The organism is Pseudomonas sp. TCU-HL1 (assembly GCF_001708505.1).
In the GTDB taxonomy this organism is placed as follows: Bacteria; Pseudomonadota; Gammaproteobacteria; order Pseudomonadales; family Pseudomonadaceae; genus Metapseudomonas.
This window is the reverse complement of the sequence record NZ_CP015992.1, coordinates 654507-675547: the sequence shown is the minus strand read 5'-3', so window position 1 is coordinate 675547 and position 21041 is coordinate 654507. Positions and strand designations below refer to the sequence as shown.

The 21041-nt window shown below is 62.2% G+C and carries 14 protein-coding genes; 1 reads left to right on the top strand and 13 read right to left on the bottom strand.

What is annotated here, in order from left to right; all coding sequences use genetic code 11:
* Nucleotides 1-44: 44 nt before the first annotated feature.
* The 9 genes from THL1_RS03030 to THL1_RS02990 all read right to left on the bottom strand — a co-directional run bounded on the left by THL1_RS03030 (nucleotide 45) and on the right by THL1_RS02990 (nucleotide 11028).
* Complete coding sequence (locus THL1_RS03030; protein ID WP_069081893.1) at nucleotides 45-1436, bottom strand: undecaprenyl-phosphate glucose phosphotransferase; 1392 nt, start codon at nucleotides 1434-1436, stop codon at nucleotides 45-47.
* Nucleotides 1437-1788: 352 nt separating this feature from the next.
* Nucleotides 1789-2484 (bottom strand): hypothetical protein, encoded by a 696-nt coding sequence (locus THL1_RS03025; RefSeq protein WP_145928250.1) that lies wholly within the window; start codon nucleotides 2482-2484, stop codon nucleotides 1789-1791.
* Nucleotides 2485-2552: 68 nt separating this feature from the next.
* A complete protein-coding gene (locus tag THL1_RS03020) occupies nucleotides 2553-3278 on the bottom strand; it encodes a tyrosine-protein phosphatase (RefSeq protein WP_069081891.1) in 726 nt (241 codons plus the stop codon).
* A 652-nt stretch (nucleotides 3279-3930) separates the two neighbouring features.
* The gene (locus THL1_RS03015; protein ID WP_069081890.1) at nucleotides 3931-6171 is read right to left on the bottom strand and encodes a GumC family protein; all 2241 of its coding nucleotides are present in this window, start codon (nucleotides 6169-6171) and stop codon (nucleotides 3931-3933) included.
* A 105-nt stretch (nucleotides 6172-6276) separates the two neighbouring features.
* Complete coding sequence (locus THL1_RS03010; RefSeq protein ID WP_083245804.1) at nucleotides 6277-6816, bottom strand: polysaccharide biosynthesis/export family protein; 540 nt, start codon at nucleotides 6814-6816, stop codon at nucleotides 6277-6279.
* Between the two features lie 76 nt (nucleotides 6817-6892).
* Nucleotides 6893-8056, bottom strand: coding sequence for an outer membrane beta-barrel protein (locus THL1_RS03005; RefSeq protein ID WP_069081889.1), 1164 nt, complete (start codon nucleotides 8054-8056; stop codon nucleotides 6893-6895).
* A 107-nt stretch (nucleotides 8057-8163) separates the two neighbouring features.
* Complete coding sequence (locus THL1_RS03000) at nucleotides 8164-8739, bottom strand: hypothetical protein (RefSeq protein WP_069081888.1); 576 nt, start codon at nucleotides 8737-8739, stop codon at nucleotides 8164-8166.
* A gap of 732 nt (nucleotides 8740-9471) precedes the next feature.
* Complete coding sequence (rfaH, locus tag THL1_RS02995; RefSeq protein WP_069086394.1) at nucleotides 9472-9978, bottom strand: transcription/translation regulatory transformer protein RfaH; 507 nt, start codon at nucleotides 9976-9978, stop codon at nucleotides 9472-9474.
* 255 nt (nucleotides 9979-10233) lie between these two features.
* Nucleotides 10234-11028, bottom strand: a complete 795-nt coding sequence (locus tag THL1_RS02990) for a MinD/ParA family protein (protein WP_069081887.1) — start codon at nucleotides 11026-11028, stop codon at nucleotides 10234-10236.
* Nucleotides 11029-11450: 422 nt separating this feature from the next.
* Here THL1_RS02990 and THL1_RS02985 point away from each other — a divergent pair, with 422 nt between their 5' ends.
* On the top strand, nucleotides 11451-12209 hold the full coding sequence (locus THL1_RS02985) for a tyrosine-type recombinase/integrase (RefSeq protein WP_069081886.1): 759 nt from the start codon (nucleotides 11451-11453) through the stop codon (nucleotides 12207-12209).
* 286 nt (nucleotides 12210-12495) lie between these two features.
* Here the strand turns inward: THL1_RS02985 and THL1_RS02980 are convergent, their stop codons facing one another.
* Genes THL1_RS02980 through THL1_RS02965 form a run of 4 tightly spaced genes read right to left on the bottom strand, consistent with a single transcriptional unit; the run spans nucleotide 12496 to nucleotide 21030 of the window.
* The gene (locus tag THL1_RS02980) at nucleotides 12496-16077 is read right to left on the bottom strand and encodes an EAL domain-containing protein (protein ID WP_069081885.1); all 3582 of its coding nucleotides are present in this window, start codon (nucleotides 16075-16077) and stop codon (nucleotides 12496-12498) included.
* Between the two features lie 13 nt (nucleotides 16078-16090).
* Entirely contained in the window at nucleotides 16091-17146 is a 1056-nt protein-coding gene (locus THL1_RS02975) for a chemotaxis protein CheB (protein ID WP_069081884.1), read from the bottom strand.
* 43 nt (nucleotides 17147-17189) lie between these two features.
* A complete protein-coding gene (locus THL1_RS02970) occupies nucleotides 17190-19391 on the bottom strand; it encodes a hybrid sensor histidine kinase/response regulator (protein ID WP_069081883.1) in 2202 nt (733 codons plus the stop codon).
* A 7-nt stretch (nucleotides 19392-19398) separates the two neighbouring features.
* On the bottom strand, nucleotides 19399-21030 hold the full coding sequence (locus THL1_RS02965; protein WP_069081882.1) for a methyl-accepting chemotaxis protein: 1632 nt from the start codon (nucleotides 21028-21030) through the stop codon (nucleotides 19399-19401).
* Nucleotides 21031-21041 lie beyond the last annotated feature (11 nt).

Below are 21041 nucleotides of genomic sequence, written 5' to 3'. Positions count from 1 at the left end.
TGTGTTTTGTTCTCAGTTCACACGCCTGATGGTTGCTTGAATGCTCAGTAGATGTCTTTAGAAAGTAGCGTAAAGGGTGTCTTAATCAGGATCTTCAGGTCCAGCCAGATGGACCAGTTGTTGATGTAGGCCAGGTCCAGTTCCACGCGTTTTTCCATCTTGTCCAGGGTCTCCGTTTCGCCCCGGCAACCGTTGATTTGCGCAAGGCCGGTGATGCCGGGCTTGATGCGATGGCGGGCCATGTAGGCGTCGATTTTACCGGTGTAGTAGTCGTTGTGGGCAACGGCATGGGGGCGTGGGCCTACCAGGGACATGCGCCCCTGCAGCACGTTGAACAGTTGCGGCAGTTCGTCGATGGAGGTACGGCGGATAAAGCGGCCGACGCGGGTGATGCGCGGGTCTTCGCGGCTGGCCTGCTTGACCTGGGCGTCGGCGTGCACACGCATGGAGCGGAATTTCCACACCTTGATGACCCTGCCGTTCCAGCCATGGCGCTTCTGTTTGAACAGGACCGGGCCGGGGGAGGACAGCTTCACGGCGATGGCGGTGGCCAGCAGCATGGGGCTCAGGGCCAGGATGGCCAGCAGGGCAATAGTGCGGTCCAGTGCGGCCTTGGTCAGTGCGGCAGTGGGGTAACTGGTAAGGGGGCTTTCATTGAGGTGGATGGCCGGCAGCCCATCGATGTCCGAAACCGAGTGGTTGAGCAGCATCAGGCTCTGCAGGTCGGGGATCCACACCACGTCGACGCTGGCGTCGAGTAGGTCGATGTACAGGCCCTCGATCTGTTCGGCCTCGGTCAGCGGCAAGGCGATATAGAGGCGGCGGATGTGGTGGTGGGCGATCAGGTCGCGCAGGTGCGCAAGGTTGCCGATGACCGGGTACAGGAGGTTGTCCGGGTGCACTTGGTCGTTCCCCGCCACCAGGCCCACCAGCGGCTCATTCCTGTGCCGGACCAGCTTGTCCGCCAGATCCAGGGCCAGTTCCCCGGTACCGACGATCAGCGAGGTGCGAGCGGATTGCAGCTGCCGGTGGTAGCGCCGGGAGACATGGTGCAGCGGCACATAAAGACCGGACTGCAGGGCGAAGCCGAGCACACCCCAGGTCAGGATGACTTCGCGGGAGAAGAGATGGCTGGTCTTGGTGACGAAAGTCGCAACGGTGAGCAGGGACAGCAACACGAGCCAGCCGCCGAGCAAACGGCCGAGACCGACGAGGTAGCCGTGTTGCTTGTGGTAAACCCGCATCAATGAATAGACCGGTACCGACGCGAACAGCGCAAAGCCTCCCAGCACACGGTATTGGCTCGCGATCTCGCCGGTCTTCAGCAGGGTCAGGGCGCAGAGCAGGAGAAGGAGCAGGGCCATGGCTGCCAGCCATTGCCCCCAGAAGGTCAGGCCCCGGCCGCCGGGAATGCTCGCCTCGCGTTTGCTTATCAAATTGATCTCCGTCCGTGGATGATTGCTGCGTGAGCCCTGACTGCACACGGTCGACTTGCTTTTGCCGAGCAGGCTAGTCGATCGATGTGCGGCGTTGCGAGCGTCGGGGGCTGCAGTGTTGGTCTTTGGCACGAGCGAGTACCTGGTGTGTCTCGTAAAACGGTGGCTGGCGCTGGGCTGGGCGAAGCCCCGCTTTGGTCTACAAGCTTGGCGTAGGGCTGAAGCGGAGCGCCGCCCGGCCCACCCTGCGAATCCGTGAAACTGTGCTTGGTGCGATGGAACGGTGTTAAGCATGCGAGCGGGTGATGCGCGAGCAAGCTCGCTCCTACAGGACGATCGTTAGGCACATGACTCACTGCGGGATCAGGCAGAGCTTTCGGGCCGATCTCAAGGCCGGCTCCAGGCTGTCGCAGAGCACCTGGGTCAGGCCGGTGTGCTGGGCGATCTTGTACAGGTGCTGGGCCTCGGCCGGACCATTGGCAACGCTGCGCCGTACGGACTCGAGGGTGGCCAGGCGCTGGCTCTGGTCCAAGTGCGGCCAGGCGCTTAAGCCGATTTCCGCCAGCTCACGGTTGATCCCGTTTCGCCAGGGGCCAAGCTGGAAGGCCCGGGCCAGGGCCAAGTCAAACTCGCCGTCGAACTCTTGCAGGTAGAGCTTGGTGTGAGCCTGGCGCGCCCAGGTATAGGGCCAGGTCGGGCGGGCATCTACCGCAGCCCGGTACGCGTCTAGGGCGGCACGCCGCGAGCTTTCCGCAGACGGGTCGGCATAGGGCTGGCGGAACTGCTGCCAACTGTGGATGCGCCCGAGGCGGTCGAGGTAATCGCCATTGGCCACCGGGTACAGGCTGATGGCCCGTTGCGCCGCGTTGTGGGCGATTTGCCAAGCGCGGGCATCGGGCTGGTTAGCGGCCTTTTCCCACACTGCTAGAAAGGCTTCGGCCTGGTAGCTGGCGATTCCGGCCAGGGCCATGCGGGCGCCAGCAAACAGCAGCGCAAGGGCCAGCAGTAACACCAGCAGAGCTGACACTTTTTGTGTGACGGCGCTCACGTTTTGCAGATCGCTGTGCGAACTGCGGCGTTTCCGGCGGTTTGGCCGGTCGAGGGATAGGCTGGCGTTCATGCGAAATGAGACTGGGCGATTTCCCAGGGGGTCTGTTTGACCAGGGCTTCGGCTTTGGCCTCACCGACCAGACGGGCAGCATGCTGCATGCCTTCGCTGAGCAGGGGTGGGCGGTGTTGCAGGTTGTGGGCGTCGCTGGCGAGGATGGTGACCACGCCTTGCAGCAGCAGGGCATGGGCCAGTTCTTCGGCCGCGAGGCCGAAGCGGCCGGATACGGAGGCGGCGGTGACTTGCAGCAGGCAGCCCTGCTCGATGAAGGGCTTGAGCCTGGCGGGGGCGCGCATGAAGCCCTTATTGCGCTCGGGGTGGGCGATCATCGGGATGATGTTCCGCTGCAGCAGCCAACTGACCAGGCGCTCGGCGCCGAACGGTATTTCACCATGGGGCAACTCAAGCAGCAGGACCTTCTTGCCCTGCCATTCCCCCAGGAAGGGAATACTGCCCTGGCTGATACCGACCATCAGCTCCATGCCGAAGCGCACTTCCGCTGCCGCTGCCACCCGCAACGGGATGGACTGCGCCTGGAGGGCATTGACCAGGTGCTCCCGCGCCGCCTGGATGCTGGTCGGGGTGTTGTCGTACCGGCCGGGGTGGATATGCGGCGTGCACACCAGGTGGGTGATGCCGTCCTGCACGGCCATGCGTGCCAGGGCCAGCGACGTTTCGAGGTCGGGGGCCCCGTCGTCGATGCCGGGTAGCAGGTGATTGTGCAGGTCGATCATGGCGGCGTGGAGAATCTGTTGTCTGGTTTTGTGGATGGCGTCCTGCTTGAGCAGGGGGGGCCGTTCGGTAGCCCGGATGAAATCCGGGGATTGGCTGGTGACCTTCCGGGTTGCATCCGTATACGTGTCTTATTGCGGGTTGAGGTCCGTGTACGGGCCGGCTTCCCTCACCCCTTTTTTTGTAGGGGCGAATTCATTTGAACTTGGGAAACCACGTCCTGAGGACGTGGTCATGAGTCATCTGCTCTGCCTGTGACGATGGAAATGCTCCGACTAGAAGGATGAAGTCAGACTTTCTGTAGGAGCGAGCTCTGCTCGCGAAAGATCGTGCTCGGGCTGTTCGCGAGCAGAGCTCGCTCCTACGGAATGCGTGTTTCGGTGTTGGGAGTCCGTAGCCCGGATGAAATCCGGGGAAGTTCCTACCGTCCGCTCCCGGATTTCATCCGGGCTACGATTTGGCCGCCTGCTCCGAGCTGCCCCCTTATAGGGGGCCGAAAGCAAGTCCACGTTCTACGAACGTGGATTTCAGGTTGCAGACCTGCTTCTTGTGGGAGCGAATTCATTCGCGAATCGGCCCGGCACCGAGCCGGCTGGTAGCTGCCCTCTCCCCCGGCCCCTCTCTCAAAGGGAGAGGGGGAGAAAAGCAACGGGGTCAGGCTTGCTTGGCGTCGCTGTAGCCGTAGTAGTCATAGTAACCGCCGTAGCTGTAGCCGTACTTCTTGGCCTTTTTGATATCCACCTGGTTGAGGACGATGCCGTTGACCGGCGCGTTGCTCTGCAGCAGTTGGCCAACGCCTTTCTCCACCAGCGGAATGGCGGTGGAGGCCGACTTGACCACGTAGATCAGCGAGTTGGCGAAGGTGGACAGAACGATGGCGTCGCTGACCGCCTGGGTCGGCGGCGAGTCGATGACGATGCGGTCGTACTTGCTCTTGAGCAGTTCGATGGCCTTGGCGAAGCGCGGCGACGACAGCAGCTCCAGCGGGTTCGGCGGCACGCTGCCGGCACTCATCATGTCGATGCCGTCCACATGCTTGATGCATTCATCCAGCTTGGCGGTGCTGGCGATCAGGTTGGCCAGGCCAGGGGTCCCCACCGGGAAGTCGAAGTTCTTGGCCAGGGTTGGGCGGCGCAGGTCGGCATCGATCAGCAGCACGCGCTCCATCTGCCCCAGAGCGAACGCCAGGTTGGCGGAGACGGTGCTCTTGCCTTCCCCGGGAATGGAGGAGGTGATGACCATGACCTTGTGCGGGTCGTCGATGCCGGACAGCACCACGCCAGTCCGGATGGTGCGGATCGACTCGGAGAAGCTCTTGTCCTTGTCGGCGCTGAACATATGGGCCAGTTGGCTGCGCTCCTGGTTCTTCAGCAGCGGCAGGATGCCGAGTACCGGGATGTTCAGGCGCGCTTCCACCTGCTCGGTGCTCTTGAAGGTGTTGTTCAGGGCATCCAGCAGCAGGGTCAGGCCGACGCCGACGAACAGGGCGAGCAGGGCGGCAATCGCGACGATCAGCGCCTTCTTCGGCTTGATCGGCTCAGTCGGTACCGCGGCCTTGTCCACCACGCGGGCATTGGCGCTTTCCAGGTCGGAAGTGGCGGCGGTTTCCTTCAGGCGGGTCATGAAGGTGTCGTAGAGGGCGCGGTTGGCATCCACTTCCCGTTGCAGCTCACGCAGCTTGAATTCCTTGCGCGAAATGTCCTGGATCTGCGACTTGTTGGCGTTGAACGAGGCCTGCAGGGAATTTTCGTTGGCGGCGGCCAACTGGTAGTTGCGCTCGATACCGGCGACCACCTGCTCGACCTGGCCGCGCAGGCTGGCGGAGGCGGCGCTCAGCTCGGAGCGGGCGGCCTCCATGGCCGGATGGCGCGCACCGTAGCGGCGCGACAGCTCTTCGACCTTGGCCTTGGCCTTGGCTTCCTCGGCCTTGAACTGCTGGATCAGCGGGTGCCCCAGCACGGCCGGGATGCTGGCCAGGCGTTCCCAGCCGCCACTGCGCATGGCCTGGACCTGGCGATACTGGCTTTCCGCTTCGGCGCGCTGGCGGCGCGCATCGATCATGCGGTCGCCGGTCAGATTGAGTTCGGCGGCGCTGATGGTGGCCACACCGTCCACGTCCACCAGGTTTTCCGCTTCACGGAAGGCTTGCAGGCGGTCTTCCGCCTCCTTCAGCTTGGTGCGCAGGTCGCCCAGGCGGCTGTTCATCCAGTTGGTGGCAGTCATGGACATTTCCATGGTGGCCTCCAACTGGCCCTCGATGAAACCATTGGCCAGGGCGTTGGCGGCCAGGGCGGCCATGCGCGCATCGGCCATGTCCACCTGCACCTTGACCAGCTGGCTCTTGCCCTGGGGCTCGACGCTGATGCGTTCCATGAAGGCCTTGGTCACGGAATCAAAGATCTGCGCTTCGGTCGGGTCCTGTTCGTCTTCCAGGTCGCCGGGCAGAGTCACGGGGACGACCTTGTTGAAGTCCAGGTGTGCCAGCAGGCCGCCGATGTCGATCAGCGGCTCGGGCTGTTGCCGTGGGTCGAACTCGGGGTGCGTGGTCAGGTTCAGTTGGCGTACCACGCGTTCGGCGAGGGCGCGCGACTTGAGCAGTTCGAACTGGGTCTGCAGGTATTCGCTGCCGGCGCCTTCCAGGCCATAGACCTGTTCGATGGAAACGACCTTGGCGGTCTTCTCCTCGATCATCAGGGTGGCGGCGGCACGGTAGATCGGCGTGATGGCCAGCACTGCGAGGATGGCGGCCATGGTGACCACGGCGACCAGGGTGAGGATGCTCCATTTGCGCAGCCAGAGGGTCTGCCACAGCTTGAGCAGGTCGATTTCGTCGTCGTCCTCATCCTGGCGCTGGGCGATCAGGTTGCGCTCGATGATAGGGGTATTACTTTCCATGCTTTGGAGAACTCTGAACAAGTTGGGGCGCTGGAGCACCGCCGGGCGCCGGCCGCATCGCGCGGCCCGGATCCTGGTGCGCCGGGAGGACGGCTTGCTGCTGGATCAGAAGAAGCCTTGGTCGATGGTGATGGTGTCGCCGGGCATGACCAGTGTGTCGAGGTTGGCCGGTTCTGGCGTGCGGCTGGTGTCGTGGTCGCGGATGATGGTGATCCGCTTGTCCGATGCCCGTTCGGTCAAACCACCGGCCAGTGCCACGGCGCGACGCAGGGTCAGGCCCGGCTGGAAGGGATAGCCGCCCGGCGTTTTCACCTCGCCGCTGATGAAGAACTCGCGGTACTGCAGCACGCTCACCGAAACGCGAGGGTCCACCAGGTAATCGCCCTTCAGCTTGTCGACAATGATCTGCTCGATCTCAGCGGCGGTCTTGCCCTTGGCCTGAACTTCGCCAACAAAAGGATAGGAGAAGGTCCCGGCATCGGTCAGGCGGATCTTTTTGAAGCTGAGATCCTCTTCGCCGAAGACGTTGATGCGGATGACATCACCCGACGCCAGTTTGTACTGGGAGTTGCCTTCGGCGTGTACGACGCTGCTGGTGATCAGCAGCATGCCAAGGATCAGGCTGAAGAAAAGGCGAATGACCATATGGCTCGGTAGCTCTTGAAGATCTCAGGGGAACAAAGGGGGGCGAATACCCCCCGGTATTTCGACGAACGCAGGCTTACAGGCTGGCGGTGAAGCTGACCGAGTAGATGTTGCGTTCGTAGCTTTCGCCAACGGCGCTGGAGTCGTTCTCGGAGTACTTGTAGCCGAGGCCCACATCCAGCCAGCGGCGCATTTCGTAGGTCAGGCCAAGGCCGAAGGTGTCGATCTTGTCGTCACGATCGATGTCCTGGTACTCCTGGTCGGAGTGGGTGTAGCTGACTTCGGAGCTCAGGCGCTCGAGCCACTCGTGCTTCCAGCTCAGGGTGGTGCTCTGGGACTGGATGGCGGAGGCGCCATTATCACCTTCGTCCAGCGCGCGGCGGGTTTTCAGGTCGAAGGTGGAGTAGGTGCGCGGCTTCCAGGTGGTGCCCACTTCCCACATCGAACCGCTCTGGTCGTCGATGCTGGAGTCGTCGAAGCGCTTCTTCTCGCCACCGATCTTGACGGTACCGCTGGTCTTGGCGGTCGCGTCCCAGGTCAAACCACCGAGCAGGGCAATGTTGTTGCTGTTCAGGCGATCGTTGGAAACGTAGTCGTATTCGGTGTGACGGGCTTCGACCAGGGCACGGGTCTTGGGCGCCACCGCGTAGTACAAGGTGCTGCTGAGCGCGGTGGTGTCACGCTCCTTGTCCGCGTTGAGGTGCTGGCCGTTCTGGTAGCGCAGCTCCTCGTAATTGGCACCGAAGTCGATCTGGGTCCGGGCGGTCTTGGCGCCGTAGGTGTACACGCCACCGACATTGCTGGTGGTGTACTTGTCGTTCTCGACGTTCTGGTCAACGGACGCGGTCTCTTCGACCTTGTGGTAGCCGGCATTCAGCTTCGCCCGGTTGCGCGCATCGAACTCGAACCCGGCATCCGCAGTCAGATGGTGGTCCGTGTTGTCGTCCGAGTGGCTGGAATGAAAGATGTCACTGTCAGCCCTGTAGGTCAGCGCATAGGCGCTCTTGCGGCCTTCGGCGCCAAGGATGAAGGTCGGACTGATGCGAGTGATCCAGGAGGACTCCTCGTTCTCTTCCACCGCGCGGAAGTTGTCGTCGTACCGTTCGCTCACTTCGAGGGTGGGCGTGAAGTTCAGGCCATCGGCCAGCTTAACGCTTTGCGGGTCGACCGCCCATGCATTGGCGCACAGTGCGGCCGAAACAGCGGCGGCCAGCGCGCTGGTGTTGAATTTAGTGATCATAGAAAACCCAGTGTTCCTTACCTGTGGTCTTGCCGGGGTAAAGGGCAAAGCGATGCCCGCGCATGGTTGCGCAGGCATCGATGGTGTATCGGTTGAGTGTTGGGCGATCAGTTCGGGCTGGCAGTGCTGCTGCCGCCACCGCCACCGCTGCCGCTCGGCACGCTGGAGGAGGTTGCGCCGCTGTTGCTGCCGCTGTTGCTGGCAACCGCGGACGAGTTGTCGCTCGCGGCGTTGCTGGCGGCAGACTGGATCGCAGCAGCCTGTTCGGGTGCGGCGCTTTCAGCTGCGGAAGCAATGGAAGTTGCCTGGGCCGGAGCTGCCTTGACAGCTGCGGCGGTGATGGCGGCAGCCTGGGCCGGGGCAGCCTTGACCGCCGCGGTGGTGATGGCAGCGGCCTGAGCCGGTGCGGCAGCAACGGCAGCTGCGGTAATGGCGGCAGCCTGGGCCGGAGCGGCAGCGACCGCTGCGGCTACGATGCTGGCTGCGGCTTCGGGGTTGGCGGCAACGACACTGGCGATGGCTTCAGCGAGGGCTTCGCCTTCTGCGGCAGCCACAGCCTGGGCCTGGGCTTCGGTCAGGGCGACACCTGCGGCCTGCAGGGAGGCCAGGGTAGCCTGGTCAGCGAACGCCTGGCCGGAAGCCAGGGCCAGCGCCAGGGTGAGGCTGGAAAGGGTTTTGCGCATTTCGAACGTCCTCGTTAGCTGTTGCATGGAATCCTGTCCCTCTTCTGCGGTGAGTAGCGGGCGGCTCTAGGGGGTATGACAACACTGCTCTACTACGACGGGCAAGTCATTGCGCCTCTCGTGTGGACTCGGGGCGCGTGATCGGAGCTGAATTCCAGCGCACGAAATCCCTGGGACCGGCGTGGAGGCATCGGCTCCGCCTGAGTATCGAGGGGAAGGTTTTGACAGATGACGATTCAACGTTCTTTTTCTGCAAGCCGGCTTCCTGCCTTGCCACTGACACCGGCATTCGCCAGATGAGTGTCAGCGCAAGCGTCCTGCTGCCGAGTCGCCGCAATCCAGGTTCTGGAACGCTACCGCCCCAGGATTTTACGTCGCTTCCTGAGACCGGTGGTTCCTGACTGGTTTTCTGCAAGCGCAATCCCTTAGCACGGAAAGCGTGCTGCGAAATCGGCAAGAGGACTGAATTAGGTAACGGCAATACCCCGGACTTGTATTCAACCCTTCGGATACAACGACACTACAGACACATGCCGGGCTTTCTGTTCACTCGTCGTGCACGCTTCATGCGCCAGCTCGAGGCTTGGCTTGGCATATGCCTGCAGGGCCGACCAACGCCCTAGATCAAATCGTGGGCGAGTATACAGATTCATTCTTATTGGTCGACCCCCCAGATGAATGATTTGGACGCGCTATGGTGCGGAAACGCGGCGCGCTTTTTTCAACCACAGGCTAAAGTTTGCGCACCCCCGTCAGGGGCATGAGGATCTTGTGTTCCCGCTGTAGAAAGTTCAGCAACAGCACTACGCGGTCGTTTCCGTTCATTTCCAGGAAAATCGCTTCCAGGTCGACGAAAGGGCCGTCGCTGATGAGCACCTTTTCACCCACGACAATATGCTCCCGGGGTCCCGATGCGTGCTCATGCAGCCGCAGCCGTTCTATCAGGTCATCGCCTAGTGCGATTGGCTTGCCGCCAAAGCTGACGATACGACTCACCCCACGCGTGGAGCGGATCGGCGCCCAGCTGTCCTGCTGGCTGAGCTGGATGAACAGATAACCTGGGAAAAGGGATTCTTCGACGATTTTTCTTTGCCCGCGCAGCACTCGCTCTCGCGTGAGCTTTGGGTGATAGCAGACATAACTCTGGAGCAGAAGGTTTTCCTCAGCGCGGCTTTCCTGGCGTACCTTGCACTGAACCAGATACCACGCCTTGTCTGCTGCCTCCCTGGTATCGCTCATCTGCATGGACTTCCTTGCTTGCATTCGCGATCCATGATCGCTTTCGGCTGACTACCCTTGGCCACCACCTGGAGCACAACAACGCATGGCCACTGGCCTGCAGTAGCCGGCAGAGTATAGCCCGCCACCTGCACGGCCCACGGAAATAGAGCGCCCCGCGATTGAGCATTCCGCCTGACCTGCCCCCTGTTCACTACACGCCGAATTTAGCAGAGTCCGTTTTCCACGTTCAAATGAACCTCAGGGCTACTCAACTCAAAGCAAACGCTCGAGAAAGAACTCTAGGCTGCCCTTCGGAGTCGCTGGCAGGGGCCAGCCATTGACCCTGTTGGCGATGGTCTTGAATGCGAGCGCACATCTGGATCGGGGGAACTCTTCGATAACGGCGCGCTGCCGGCGAATCGCCGCCTGCAACTGGTCGTCAAAAGGTACGGCGCCCAGGTAATGCAGGGCGACATCCAGGGATCGCTCGGTCATCTTGAGCATTTTCTTGTACAGGTAGGGCCCTTCTTCCGGCGTACGGGTCATGTTCGCAAGTATGTGAAAACGACATAAACCGTGCTTGAAGTGGAGAAGCTTGATGAGCGCGAATGCGTTGGCGACCGACGTGGGCTCATCGCAAACGACGACCAGGACTTCCTGGGCAGCACAGGCAAAGCTGACTACTGACTCGTCAATGCCGCTAGCCGTGTCGATGACCAGCATGTCCAGGTCATCGGCAATTTCACTGAAGGCGTGAATAAGACCTGCAATTTCGGCGGTCGTGGCAGGCGCCAGGCCAGACGCTGACGGCGCAACATGAATGGCTGCCGGCCCCCTCCGGACTATCTCGGCAAGGCTACACCTCCCGGCAAGCACGTCAGCGGAGCAGGACTTGACGTCCAGGCCCAAGGCAATGTCAACGTTGGCCAATCTCAAGTCAGCGTCCAGCAGTGCGACTCTCCGCCCCCTTCTAGCCAGCGCGATCGCCAGGTTGATCGACACTTGCGTCTTGCCGACGCCGCCCTTTCCGCTGGTTACTGCAATAACCTGTATCGAATTCAATTTCACTCTAGCCCCGCACGTTCCCTGTTGGAGACTTCCCCGGCAGGCAGAACTTGCGTCGACCTGGCGGGCCCCACATAAACCGTCGCAGGCCGTCCTAGCGACAGCCGCCCACGGCTTATGATTGGCGCAAATGAAAATGTCTGCTCCTCGGTTCTTACAGAACCTGCCATGAAGCCAAAATAATGGCAAGTGGCCTTTAATGTACACCCACTCATGGTGCAGGCTGTTACAGCACAGTTCAACCCTCCCGCCCCGCAGGAGCCACCGAGGCAAGGGCGTCGTACAGGTCCCCGACCGCAGTGCCACGCCACCTGCCCCTTGCTGTTGCCATCCGCCAAACCGTTACAGGTCCAGCCGTAACAGGCCGCGCACCGGGCACTCACAGCCTGTCCTGTTCGTCTGCTCAACAGGACAGGAGGATCACCATGAGTGAATCGAACTTGTTGGCCCCGCGGGTCAGGCGATTTCTGGTGGAGTATCTGGTCACCGTGAGATGCATGGCAAGAAGCACCCAGCTCAGCTACCGCGACACGCTCGCCAAGGTCATTCGGTATGCTGCGCACGCAGCGGGAAAACGACCTGACCTGCTCAATGTGGACGATCTCAGTCGGGAGCTGATCGCCCAGTTCCTCCCGTCAGCGGCGAGCAACAAAGGCCTCACAGCGAGGACCATCAACCAGCGTCTGGCAGCGCTGCACACGTTTGCGCGCTTCGTCGGCGAGTACGGCCCGGAACACCTGGAATGGTCTGGGCGCATTCTCTCGATTCCGATCAGGAAGTTTGCCCGCCCTCAGATTCCTTACCTGGAGAAGCCAGAGATGGACGCACTCTTAGCTGCAACGGATATGCAGACGGCGCTGGGAATCCGTGACCATGCGCTGTTGCTGTTCTTGTACAACACCGGATCCCGCGCCGCTGGGGCCGCGCAGCTCAAGGTGGCGGATTTGCAACTGCAGGTGGCGGGCGGCGCCCGCAACGCATTCGTCAAGCTGCAAGGCAAGGGTGGAAATGCACGGCTTTGCCCGTTATGGATGCGTACCGCCGATGAGCTCTCATCACTGACTTCAGGACGCCCCCCCCCCCCCCCGGAGCAGCACGTCTTTCTCAACCGTTGTGGTCGGCCGATCACTCGCTTCGGAGTTCACGCCCTGGTGAAGCGCTATGCCAGGCAGATCACCAATTAATTCCCGGCGCTCAAGGCCAAGCGCGTATCGGATCCAGCTCAAGGGCGAATCGCTGCGCAAGCAGATGCAGAAATTGACGCCTCCCGGCACCTCGAGCTAACAATGCCAATCCTGCATCGCTGCGCTCCAACTGCCTGTCCGGATCAGCGTGGACTGAGTGTCCGAATGGCGTGGAATCCGCAACCTACACGTGGAAGTTCTCGTAGCAAACCTCTTGGCTACAGACATGAGACGGTTTTAGTAAGACTGCCTAGCAGCCCCTGGGGGTTGCAGCTTCACCCTGCAATCAGCCCTGCGCCTGCCTCACCGCCTGACGCATGCGCTTGATCTCCCGGTGTAGCTCACGCTGCTGGAAAGCTTCGCGGAGCTGGAGTCGCAGGTCATCCTCGTCCCATGGCTTGGTGATGAAGCGGTAGATCACCCCCTCGTTCAATGCCTTTAGGATGCTGCTGACCTCGGTGTAGCCGCTCAGCACCATGCGGATCGCATCGGGAAAGATGGCCTTGATCCGCCGCAGGAACTCCACACCGTTCAGGTCCGCGAGGCGCAGTTCGGTCAGCACCACGTCCACTGGGTGAGTTGCCATTAGGTTAATGGCATCGGTGGTAGAGCTTGCGGTGAGGATCTTGTAGCCCTCCAGCCGCAGAGCGCGTTTTAGCGCGTTGAGAATGCCAACCTCGTCATCAATGATCAGCAGGTAGTGTTCGTTATCGTCAACGATGCTCTTCGGCAGCGTAAGGATCGAGCCTTCCTGAAGGAACTGCAGACAGGCTTGGGGCGGCAGCGGCGGCGAGTAATAGTAGCCCTGTAATTCGTCGCAGCCGACTGCGCGAAGAAAGCCCAGCTGTTCAAGATTCTCGACGCCCTCAGCTATCACATTGATGCCTAGGTTGTGCCCGATGGAGATCATCGAGCGCGTTAAGGAGGCGCTGTCCGGTTCAGTCAGCACGTCGGTGATGAAGCTTCGGTCGATCTTCAGCTGGCTGAAGGGGAAGCGCTTCAGATAGCCAAGCGAAGAGTAACCGGTGCCGAAATCGTCGATAGAAAAGCGGATGCCCTTGGCGCTTAGGTTATGCATCTTACGGAGGGCATCATCGGCATTGGTCATCAGAATGTTTTCGGTCAGCTCAATCTTGACCCAGTGTGGCGGGATGCTATTGATTTTCAGCAGGCCCAGCACGCGCTCGATGAAGTCGGTCTCGGCAAAGCTGATGGCGGAGAAGTTCACCGCCACGCTCAGTCCCTGATTGAACAGGTTGCGCCAGATGTTTAGCTGCTTGCAGACCCTCTCGAACACATAGAAGTCGATGGATACTATCCAACCAGTTTCCTCGGCCAGGGGAATGAACTCATCTGGGCTGACCATCTTGCCGCTGCGGTTCCAGCGCACAAGAGCCTCGAAACCGCACAGACGCCCGCTCTGTAGGTCCAGCTGCGGTTGGTAGACCACCATGAACTCCTGATTCTGCAACCCCTGGCGGGTTTCCTGCTCCATCGACAGGCGCTTCTGCACTTGGTCGTTCATCTCCGACATGAAGGCGCAGATTCGGTTTCGCCCCTGGTGCTTGGCCTGGTACATCGCCGTATCGGCGTTGCGCAGCAGGGTGACGGCGTCACGCCCGTCGCTCGGGTAGCAACAGAAGCCGATGCTCAAGCTAACTACCACCTCCTGTTCGTCCAGCATTAGCGGCGCCGCGATGCTCCGCTTGAGGCGCTCCAGCCAGGCCAACTGCTCGCCCAACTGGTCGGTCTCCATTAGCAGGACAATGAACTCATCCCCCCCCAAGCGTGCTACGGTATCGATCTCTCGAACTCGCTCCTGAAGGCGGTTGGCAACCTGGATCAGCAACTGGTCGCCGGCGTTGTGGCCAAGGCTGTCGTTGACCACCTTGAAGCGGTCGATGTCCATAAAGGCCAGTGTGAAGCTACTGTGGTTGCGCGCAGCCAGGGCGATGGCTTGGTTAATGCGGTCGTTGAGCAGGTTACGGTTGGGCAGGCCGGTGAGGCTGTCGTGGTTGGCCTGGTGCTCAAGCTCCTCTTGATAGCGCTTGCCTTCGGTGACGTCGTGGAGAATGCCGACGAAGTGACTGACCTTGCCGCGATCGTTCACCACCGGGGACACCTTGAGGTCATTCCAGAACTCTGAGCCGTCCTTGCGGAAATTACGCAGCAGAGCGCCGCCCTCCTCCTGAGCCGACAGCAACCGGCGAATGTTGTCTAGGTTCGGCTGGCCCCGGTCCTCGCCCTGGAGGAAGCGGCAATTGCGCCCCAGCACCTCCTCGGCCGAGTATCCGGTGATGCGCTCAAAGGCCGGGTTGACGTAGACGATGGGCTGGTCAGGCTGCTCGTTGTCGGTAATCACTATCGCGTTGACGCTGGCCTCCACCGCCCGTGTGCGGGTTCGCACCTCCAAGTCGCGACGGCGCTGCTCGGTGATGTCCTGGAACACTACTATGGCGCCTTGGATCATCTCGTTTTTGTCGAGGAAGGGTACAGCCGAATTGAGGATGGTCTTGTGCCCGCCCTTGAACGTCCGGATGTCGATGACCTCGTTGCGCGAAACCTCCCCCTGCTTCACCGCGCGCATTACCGACCAGTTCTCGGCGGTCACTGGCTCACCGCTATCGGCCCACCAGCCTCGGTACGGGCCATAGCCCTCCTCGCCACACGTATGCGCTCCTCCCCAAATCAGACTGCTCTCTGGGTTGCTCATGATCAGGCGGCCCTGCTGATCAGTCACCAGCACCCCCACCGGCAGACTGTCCAGCACGTTACGCAACAGCGCTTCGCTCTGAGTCAGCGCCTCGGTGCGCTGCTCAACCAGTTGTTCCATGCTCTCGAACAGGCGCACCCGGCCCAGGGCCATGGCCAACTGTCGGCCGATTGACGCCAGTGCGTTGAGGGCTTCCTCGGACCAGACTAGGGCGTCGCGCTGCACGACGTTGAGCATGCCGACGATCTCGCCGCCCAAAAGCAACGGGATGCTGGCGTGCACCGGTTTACCGGGCAGCACGGCAAGCGCCGGGCAGCCCTCGATATTACGGGGCTGGCTAAATCCGTCGCTGTCCCAGGCATGCCGGCACGGACAGTCGCGGGCGCACTTGGCGTGTAGCTCCAAGTCGTAGCCCCGGCTGCGCGCACGAAAACCGGCCAGGCGCACCGTATTCTCAGGCTCCCACGAGTCGGCCATCAGCAACCAGGCCCCACCAGCGTCGGGGAACTCGAGGACACGCCGCAGCGCGGCGTCTATCACATGCTGCTCGTTGCGGGCATCGGTCAGGCCGCTAGTGAAATGGAACAGGCAGTTGAGCAGCGAGTTGCTGCGGGCCAATTCGTCATGCTTAACCTGCAGTTCATGGTTCAGGCGCACACCCTGTTCATAGGTGGATATCAGCAGGTCGAGGATCTGCTGGCGGCCGGCGGTGATGAAATGCCGCTCACCCTCCAGCACCACCTCCACGCCCATCTGCACCCGTTCGTGACTGCGAAGTTCCAGGTTAACCAGGAAGTAGCGGATGCGCGACATTAGATACTTCTCGTCGAACGGCTTGACGATGAAGTTATCGGCGCCCGAGGCGAGCCCATGCACCACGTCACGGGAATCGGCCAGGGAGGTTACCAGGATCACCGGGATATTCTGGGTTTGGGCCGAGCCCTTGACCTGCTGGCACAGCTCGTAGCCGTTCATCTCCGGCATCACGATATCGCTGATGATGATGGTCGGCCGGCGTTCGGCGATCATACCCAGCGCCTCGATACCATTGCGGGCAACACGCACCTTACAACCGACCGCTTCGAGCATGTATTGCAGTTCGGTAGCCTGCGTCGGGCTGTCTTCCACCACTAGGATGTCTGCATCCGCATACATGGAGTCCCTCCCCTTATGCATCTTGGCCAGCTAGGCGTTCGGCGATCAGGTTGAGCAATGCGGCCATCCCGTCAGGCGTTAGCACTTGGCAGGCGGCATCCAGGGCGATGGCTGCCTGGGGCATGGAATCAATCATGGCGCTGGAAGGCTCCTGCACCAGCGTCAGCGCGCCGCTACGGCGCAAAGCTGCCAGGCCTTCGGCGCCATCGCGGCCCATGCCTGAGAGCTGGATGCCGACGGTCTGGTCGCGGAAGTACCGGGCCGCAGAGCGAAACATGTAATTGGCGGAGGGACGCACCAGCTCCTCCGGCGGCCCGCTGTCCAGGGCCACCCGACGGTTAGCGGTAAAGCCCAGGTGATAACCGTCCGGTGCGAGGTAGAGCCGACCCGGCGCCAGCGTCTGGCCGTCCTCGGCGATCAGTACCGGCAGGTGCGTGAGGGTCGACAGCCAGTCTCGAAAGCTTGGCAGAAAGCCGGTGGCGATATGCTGCACTAGTACTAGCGACCATGGCTGCGGCGGCTGCAGGCGTTCCAGCAGGCTCCTGAGCGCCGCGGGGCCGCCCGCCGAAGCGGCGATGGCCACCAGCTGCGGTGGCGTCTGCACGTTCTGCGCCACCAGCTCTGTCAGCGTCTGCAAGCGAAACAGCTCACCATTGGCCTTACGCGGGCGCCGCACGATCTTTACTTGGGCCATGCTGCGCAGAATGCGCAGCATCTCGCTGACCCGCTCGTTGAAATCCTCGGCATCCGGGTTAACAGGCTTATCCAGCACCACCAGTGCGCCTGCCTCCAATGCGCGCATGGCTGTGGCCGAGGCATAAGCGTTGGCGCTAGCGGTGAGCAACACCACCGGCACCGGGTAGCGTTCGAGGATGTGTTCAGTGGTCTCATAGCCGTCCATGCCAGGCATGTGCACGTCCATGGTGATGATGTCGGGAGTGAACAGCCGCAGTAGCTTGAGCGCTTCCTGCCCGGTGCCAGCCTCTTTTACCAAGAATCCCTCGCCCTCGAAAATCGCACGCAGCAGCAGGCGGGCAACCGGCGAATCATCAACTATCAGTACGCGCATGGCCCTACCCTCAATGGCGCCGATCCCCTGATCGACGCTCCCTTCAGATCAACCGGCGGATGGCGTCCAGCAAGCTGTCCTGCTCGAAGCCACTCTTCACCAGGTACGCATTGGCGCCGGACTCCAGGCCACGGGCGCGGTCCTCGGCCGAATGCAGTGCCGTCACCAGCACCACCGGCAGGCCGGCCAGTGCTCGGTCGGCACGAATCCGGCTGGTCAGCGTGAAACCGTCGAGCCGGGGCATTTCCACATCCGAAACCAGAAGGTCGAACTGCCCCTGCTTCAGCGCATTCCAGGCTTCCAGGCCGTTGTTGGCGGTGGTCACCTGGTAGCCGGCGCCCTCGAGAATGGCCTTGAGCAGCCCCCGCGAGGTGAAAGAGTCCTCGGCTATCAGCAGGCGCTGGGGCGCAATGCCGGGGCGCGTCTGGACCTCTTGGGCGAAGCTCGATCCCTGGGTTTCCAGGGCGCTGCGATAGAGGTCCGCGGGGTGCAGGATGGGCACTAGTTGGCCGTCCCCCAGCACAGTGGCGCCCAGCAGGTTGCGCACCCGCACCAGCTGCCGGCCGAGGCCCTTGACGATGATCTCCTGGTCGCCCAGGAGCTCCTCCACCAACAGTACGAAGCGTTCGCCACGCACCTTCAGCAGCAACAAGGTAAGGTCGTCCTCGCCAGGCTCCAGGTGGTCTAGACCAAGCACTTCGGCCAGGGTCCAGAGCGGCAGCACTTCGCCGCTCACCGTCACCGTGGGCCGGTTCTCCAGGTTCTTGATGGCGCCCGGCGGCAGCCGCAGACAACGCTCCACCGCCAGAGCTGGAACCGCGAAGACACGCTCGGCATTGCGCACTATCACGGCGCGGAAGGTGGACAGGCTGAGCGGCAGGTGCACGTGGAAGCAGGTGCCTTTGCTGGCACGGGATTCCACCTCGATGCGTCCACCCAGGCGTTCCACCGTCTCCTGCACGATGGCCATGCCCAGGCCGCGCCCGGAGAGGTCGGTGACGATCTGGCTGGTGGACAGCCCCGAGGTGAAGATCAGCTTGCCGGCCTCCCTATCCGTCAGGGTCTTGGCCTGATCCGGGCTGAGCAGGCCGCTGGACACCGCTCTAGACTTGAGCCGCTCAAGGTCGAGGCCAGCGCCGTCGTCGCTAACCCGCAGCTCGAAGCGGTCCGCCGACTCCTGGATCAGCTCCAGCCCTAGGCGGCCCGTCGGCTCCTTGCCGATGCGGCTGCGCACCTCGGGCCTCTCTAGGCCATGATCGATGGCATTGCGCAGCAGGTGGGTGAGCACGATGCGCAGCTCGTCGAGGATGCGCTTGTCCGCCTGCAGACTCGCGCCCTTCACCTCCATGTCGACGCGCTTGCCGGCTACACTGGCGAGGTCCTGGACCATGGTGGGAAAGCCTTCCACTAGGGCACTGCCAGAGAGCAGCAGCACCTGCTGCAATTCGTCGTTGAGGCTGCCAGACAGCTGTTCCAGGCCCTGTGCCAAATGGTTTCCGGCCCTTGCCAGGCGGCAGGCATTGAAGTGAAGGCGGTCCAGCTGTAGCAAGCTCCAGTCCAAGTAGTCGAGTACACCTTTGAGGGCATCCGCCGTCCCCGGGGGCAGCTCGTCCAGGTCTTCGCGCAGTTGGTGCAGCACTCCGCCGCTGAGCAGGCGCTTGGTGCGCTGCGGCTCGAAGGCGGCCATATGGGCCTGCAGGCTCCGCGCATGGACCCTGGCCTCCAGTTTGTGCTGCAGCAGCACCTCACTCTGGAACAGCAGTGTGTCCAGGCGCTGAGCCGATACCCGCACCGTCGCCAGGTCTGCCAGCAGCGACTCCGCTGCCGGCGGTAACTCCTCCGGCAGCTCAATCAGATCGCCTTCGGCGGCGGCCTCCAGGCACTCGATCAAGCGCTGCTGGTCATGAGATGCCACGGTCTGACCGACATGCAGCCGCTGCACGGCCTTGAGGGTTCTACGACTGAGTTCGACCCTCTCCGGCGTCAGGTTCAGGCGGCCGTGGCGAACCGCCGCCAGCAGGCTTTCCCAAGCATGACAGATCTGCTCGATGGCCGTTACCCCGGCGGCCCGAGCGGCGCCCTTAAGGCTGTGCACCTCTCGGAACAGCGACTCGACGGAATCTACCGAGGCAGTGGCCTCGCGCCAGTTGGCCAGGTCGTCGGCGAGGACGCCGAGGCGCTCTTCCGCCTCAATGCGGAAACTGGCCAGCAGGCGTTGTCTGAGAGCGTCCCGATCGAGGCTCATGCCGATCTCACAACTTAAACTGGGCCGCCAGGCCCTTTAGCTTCAGGCCCAGCTGGTGCAGGTTGCGCGCAGCCAAGTCGACCTGGCGGGTGCCGCCAACATTGTCTTGGCTGGCCTGGCGAATGTTCTCCATGGCCGTGCCGATCTGGTCCATGCCGATCATCTGCTGCTGGCTGGTGACAGCAATCTGCAGGGCCATCTCGCTGGATTCCTCGATGCTGCTACTGAGGGTGCGGATCGCTTCGCCGCTGACCTTCGCACGCTCATAGCCGCTTTCTACCGATTTGCTGCCCTCTTCGGCCTGCAGCACCGCCTTGGTCATGGCCTTCTGGATGTCACCGAGGATGCCTCGCACCTGGGCCGTGGCCTGCTTGGACTGCTCGGCCAGGGTCTTCACCTCCTGCGCCACCACCGAGAAGCCCTTGCCGGCCTCGCCGGCCTTCACCGCCTCGATGGAAGCGTTGACCCCAAGCAAGTTGGATTGCTCGGCCAGGTCGTTAACTGAGGCGACGATTTCGCCAATGGTCTGGCTCTGCTCGCCGAGACGCATCACGCTCTCGGCCACCGCCTGCATCTGCGCGCGGATCTGGCTCATACCCTTGAGGGTTTCCTCCACCGACTGGCGCCCGGCCTGGGCCACCTGCCGGGTACGTTCGGCGCTTTCGGTGACCGCCTGGGACTTGTTGCCGGAGAGTACGGCGGTCTGTTTCACCTCTTCCACCGTGGTGGCGATCTCGCTGATGGCGGTGGCGGTTTCCTGGGTACCCGAGGCTACCTGGGTCGTTACGGCGAGAATTTCTTCGCTGGCGGTGGCCAGCACCGAGATGCTTTCGTTCAGCTCCTGCACCAATTCGCGCAGATAGCGGCTCATGTTGACGAAGGCCAGGGCCAGCCGGCCCACCTCGTCCTGGCGGGTGGTGTTGGGAATCTCCCGGGGGATTTCGCCACGCCCGATCTGCTCGGCCCAGCCGGTCAGGCGCGCCAGGGGCTGGGCGATATGGCGGCTGAGCAGCCAGGCCAGCAGCCCGGTGACCAGCACCAGGATCAGGCTGTAGTAGAAGGTCCGTTCACGCAGTGCCTCCAGGGTGAGAACCGACTGCTCCATACCGGCGGTGATGCGCTTGTCGGTGATGGTCACCAGCTCCTGGCCGAGGTCGTAGATCTTCTCCACTCGCTGGCGCTGCGGCCCACCAATCAGGTTGCGCGCCTCTTCCTGGCTGCCGCTGGCAATCAGCGGCAGCACCTCCTCGTCGCGAACGCGCAGGTAGTCAGCCCGCAGGGCCTTAATCCGGTCCAGCAGTTCCAGGGTCTGCTGATCATCCACCACCGCCTCACGCAGGCGATCCAGCAGCTTGTCGTTGGCCTCGGTATTGCGCCGCAGGCTATCGTCCCGGTCCTGCACCGAGCCTTCGTTCAGCGCCTGCAGCAGCTCCACCCGTTGCAGAGTAAGGTTGAGCAGCAGCTCCTTCACGTCGGCGATCCGCACGTAGCGCCGCTTGAACTGCGCCGCCTCCTGCGCCTGCAAGCTGGAAAAGCTTTCCAGCGTGATGAACAGCAGGAAACCGAACGCTAGGATCAGGGCCGCGAAGGCCAGCATCAGCTTGTTGCCGATCCGCAGGTTCATGACATTGCCCAGCATGGTTCTTTCTC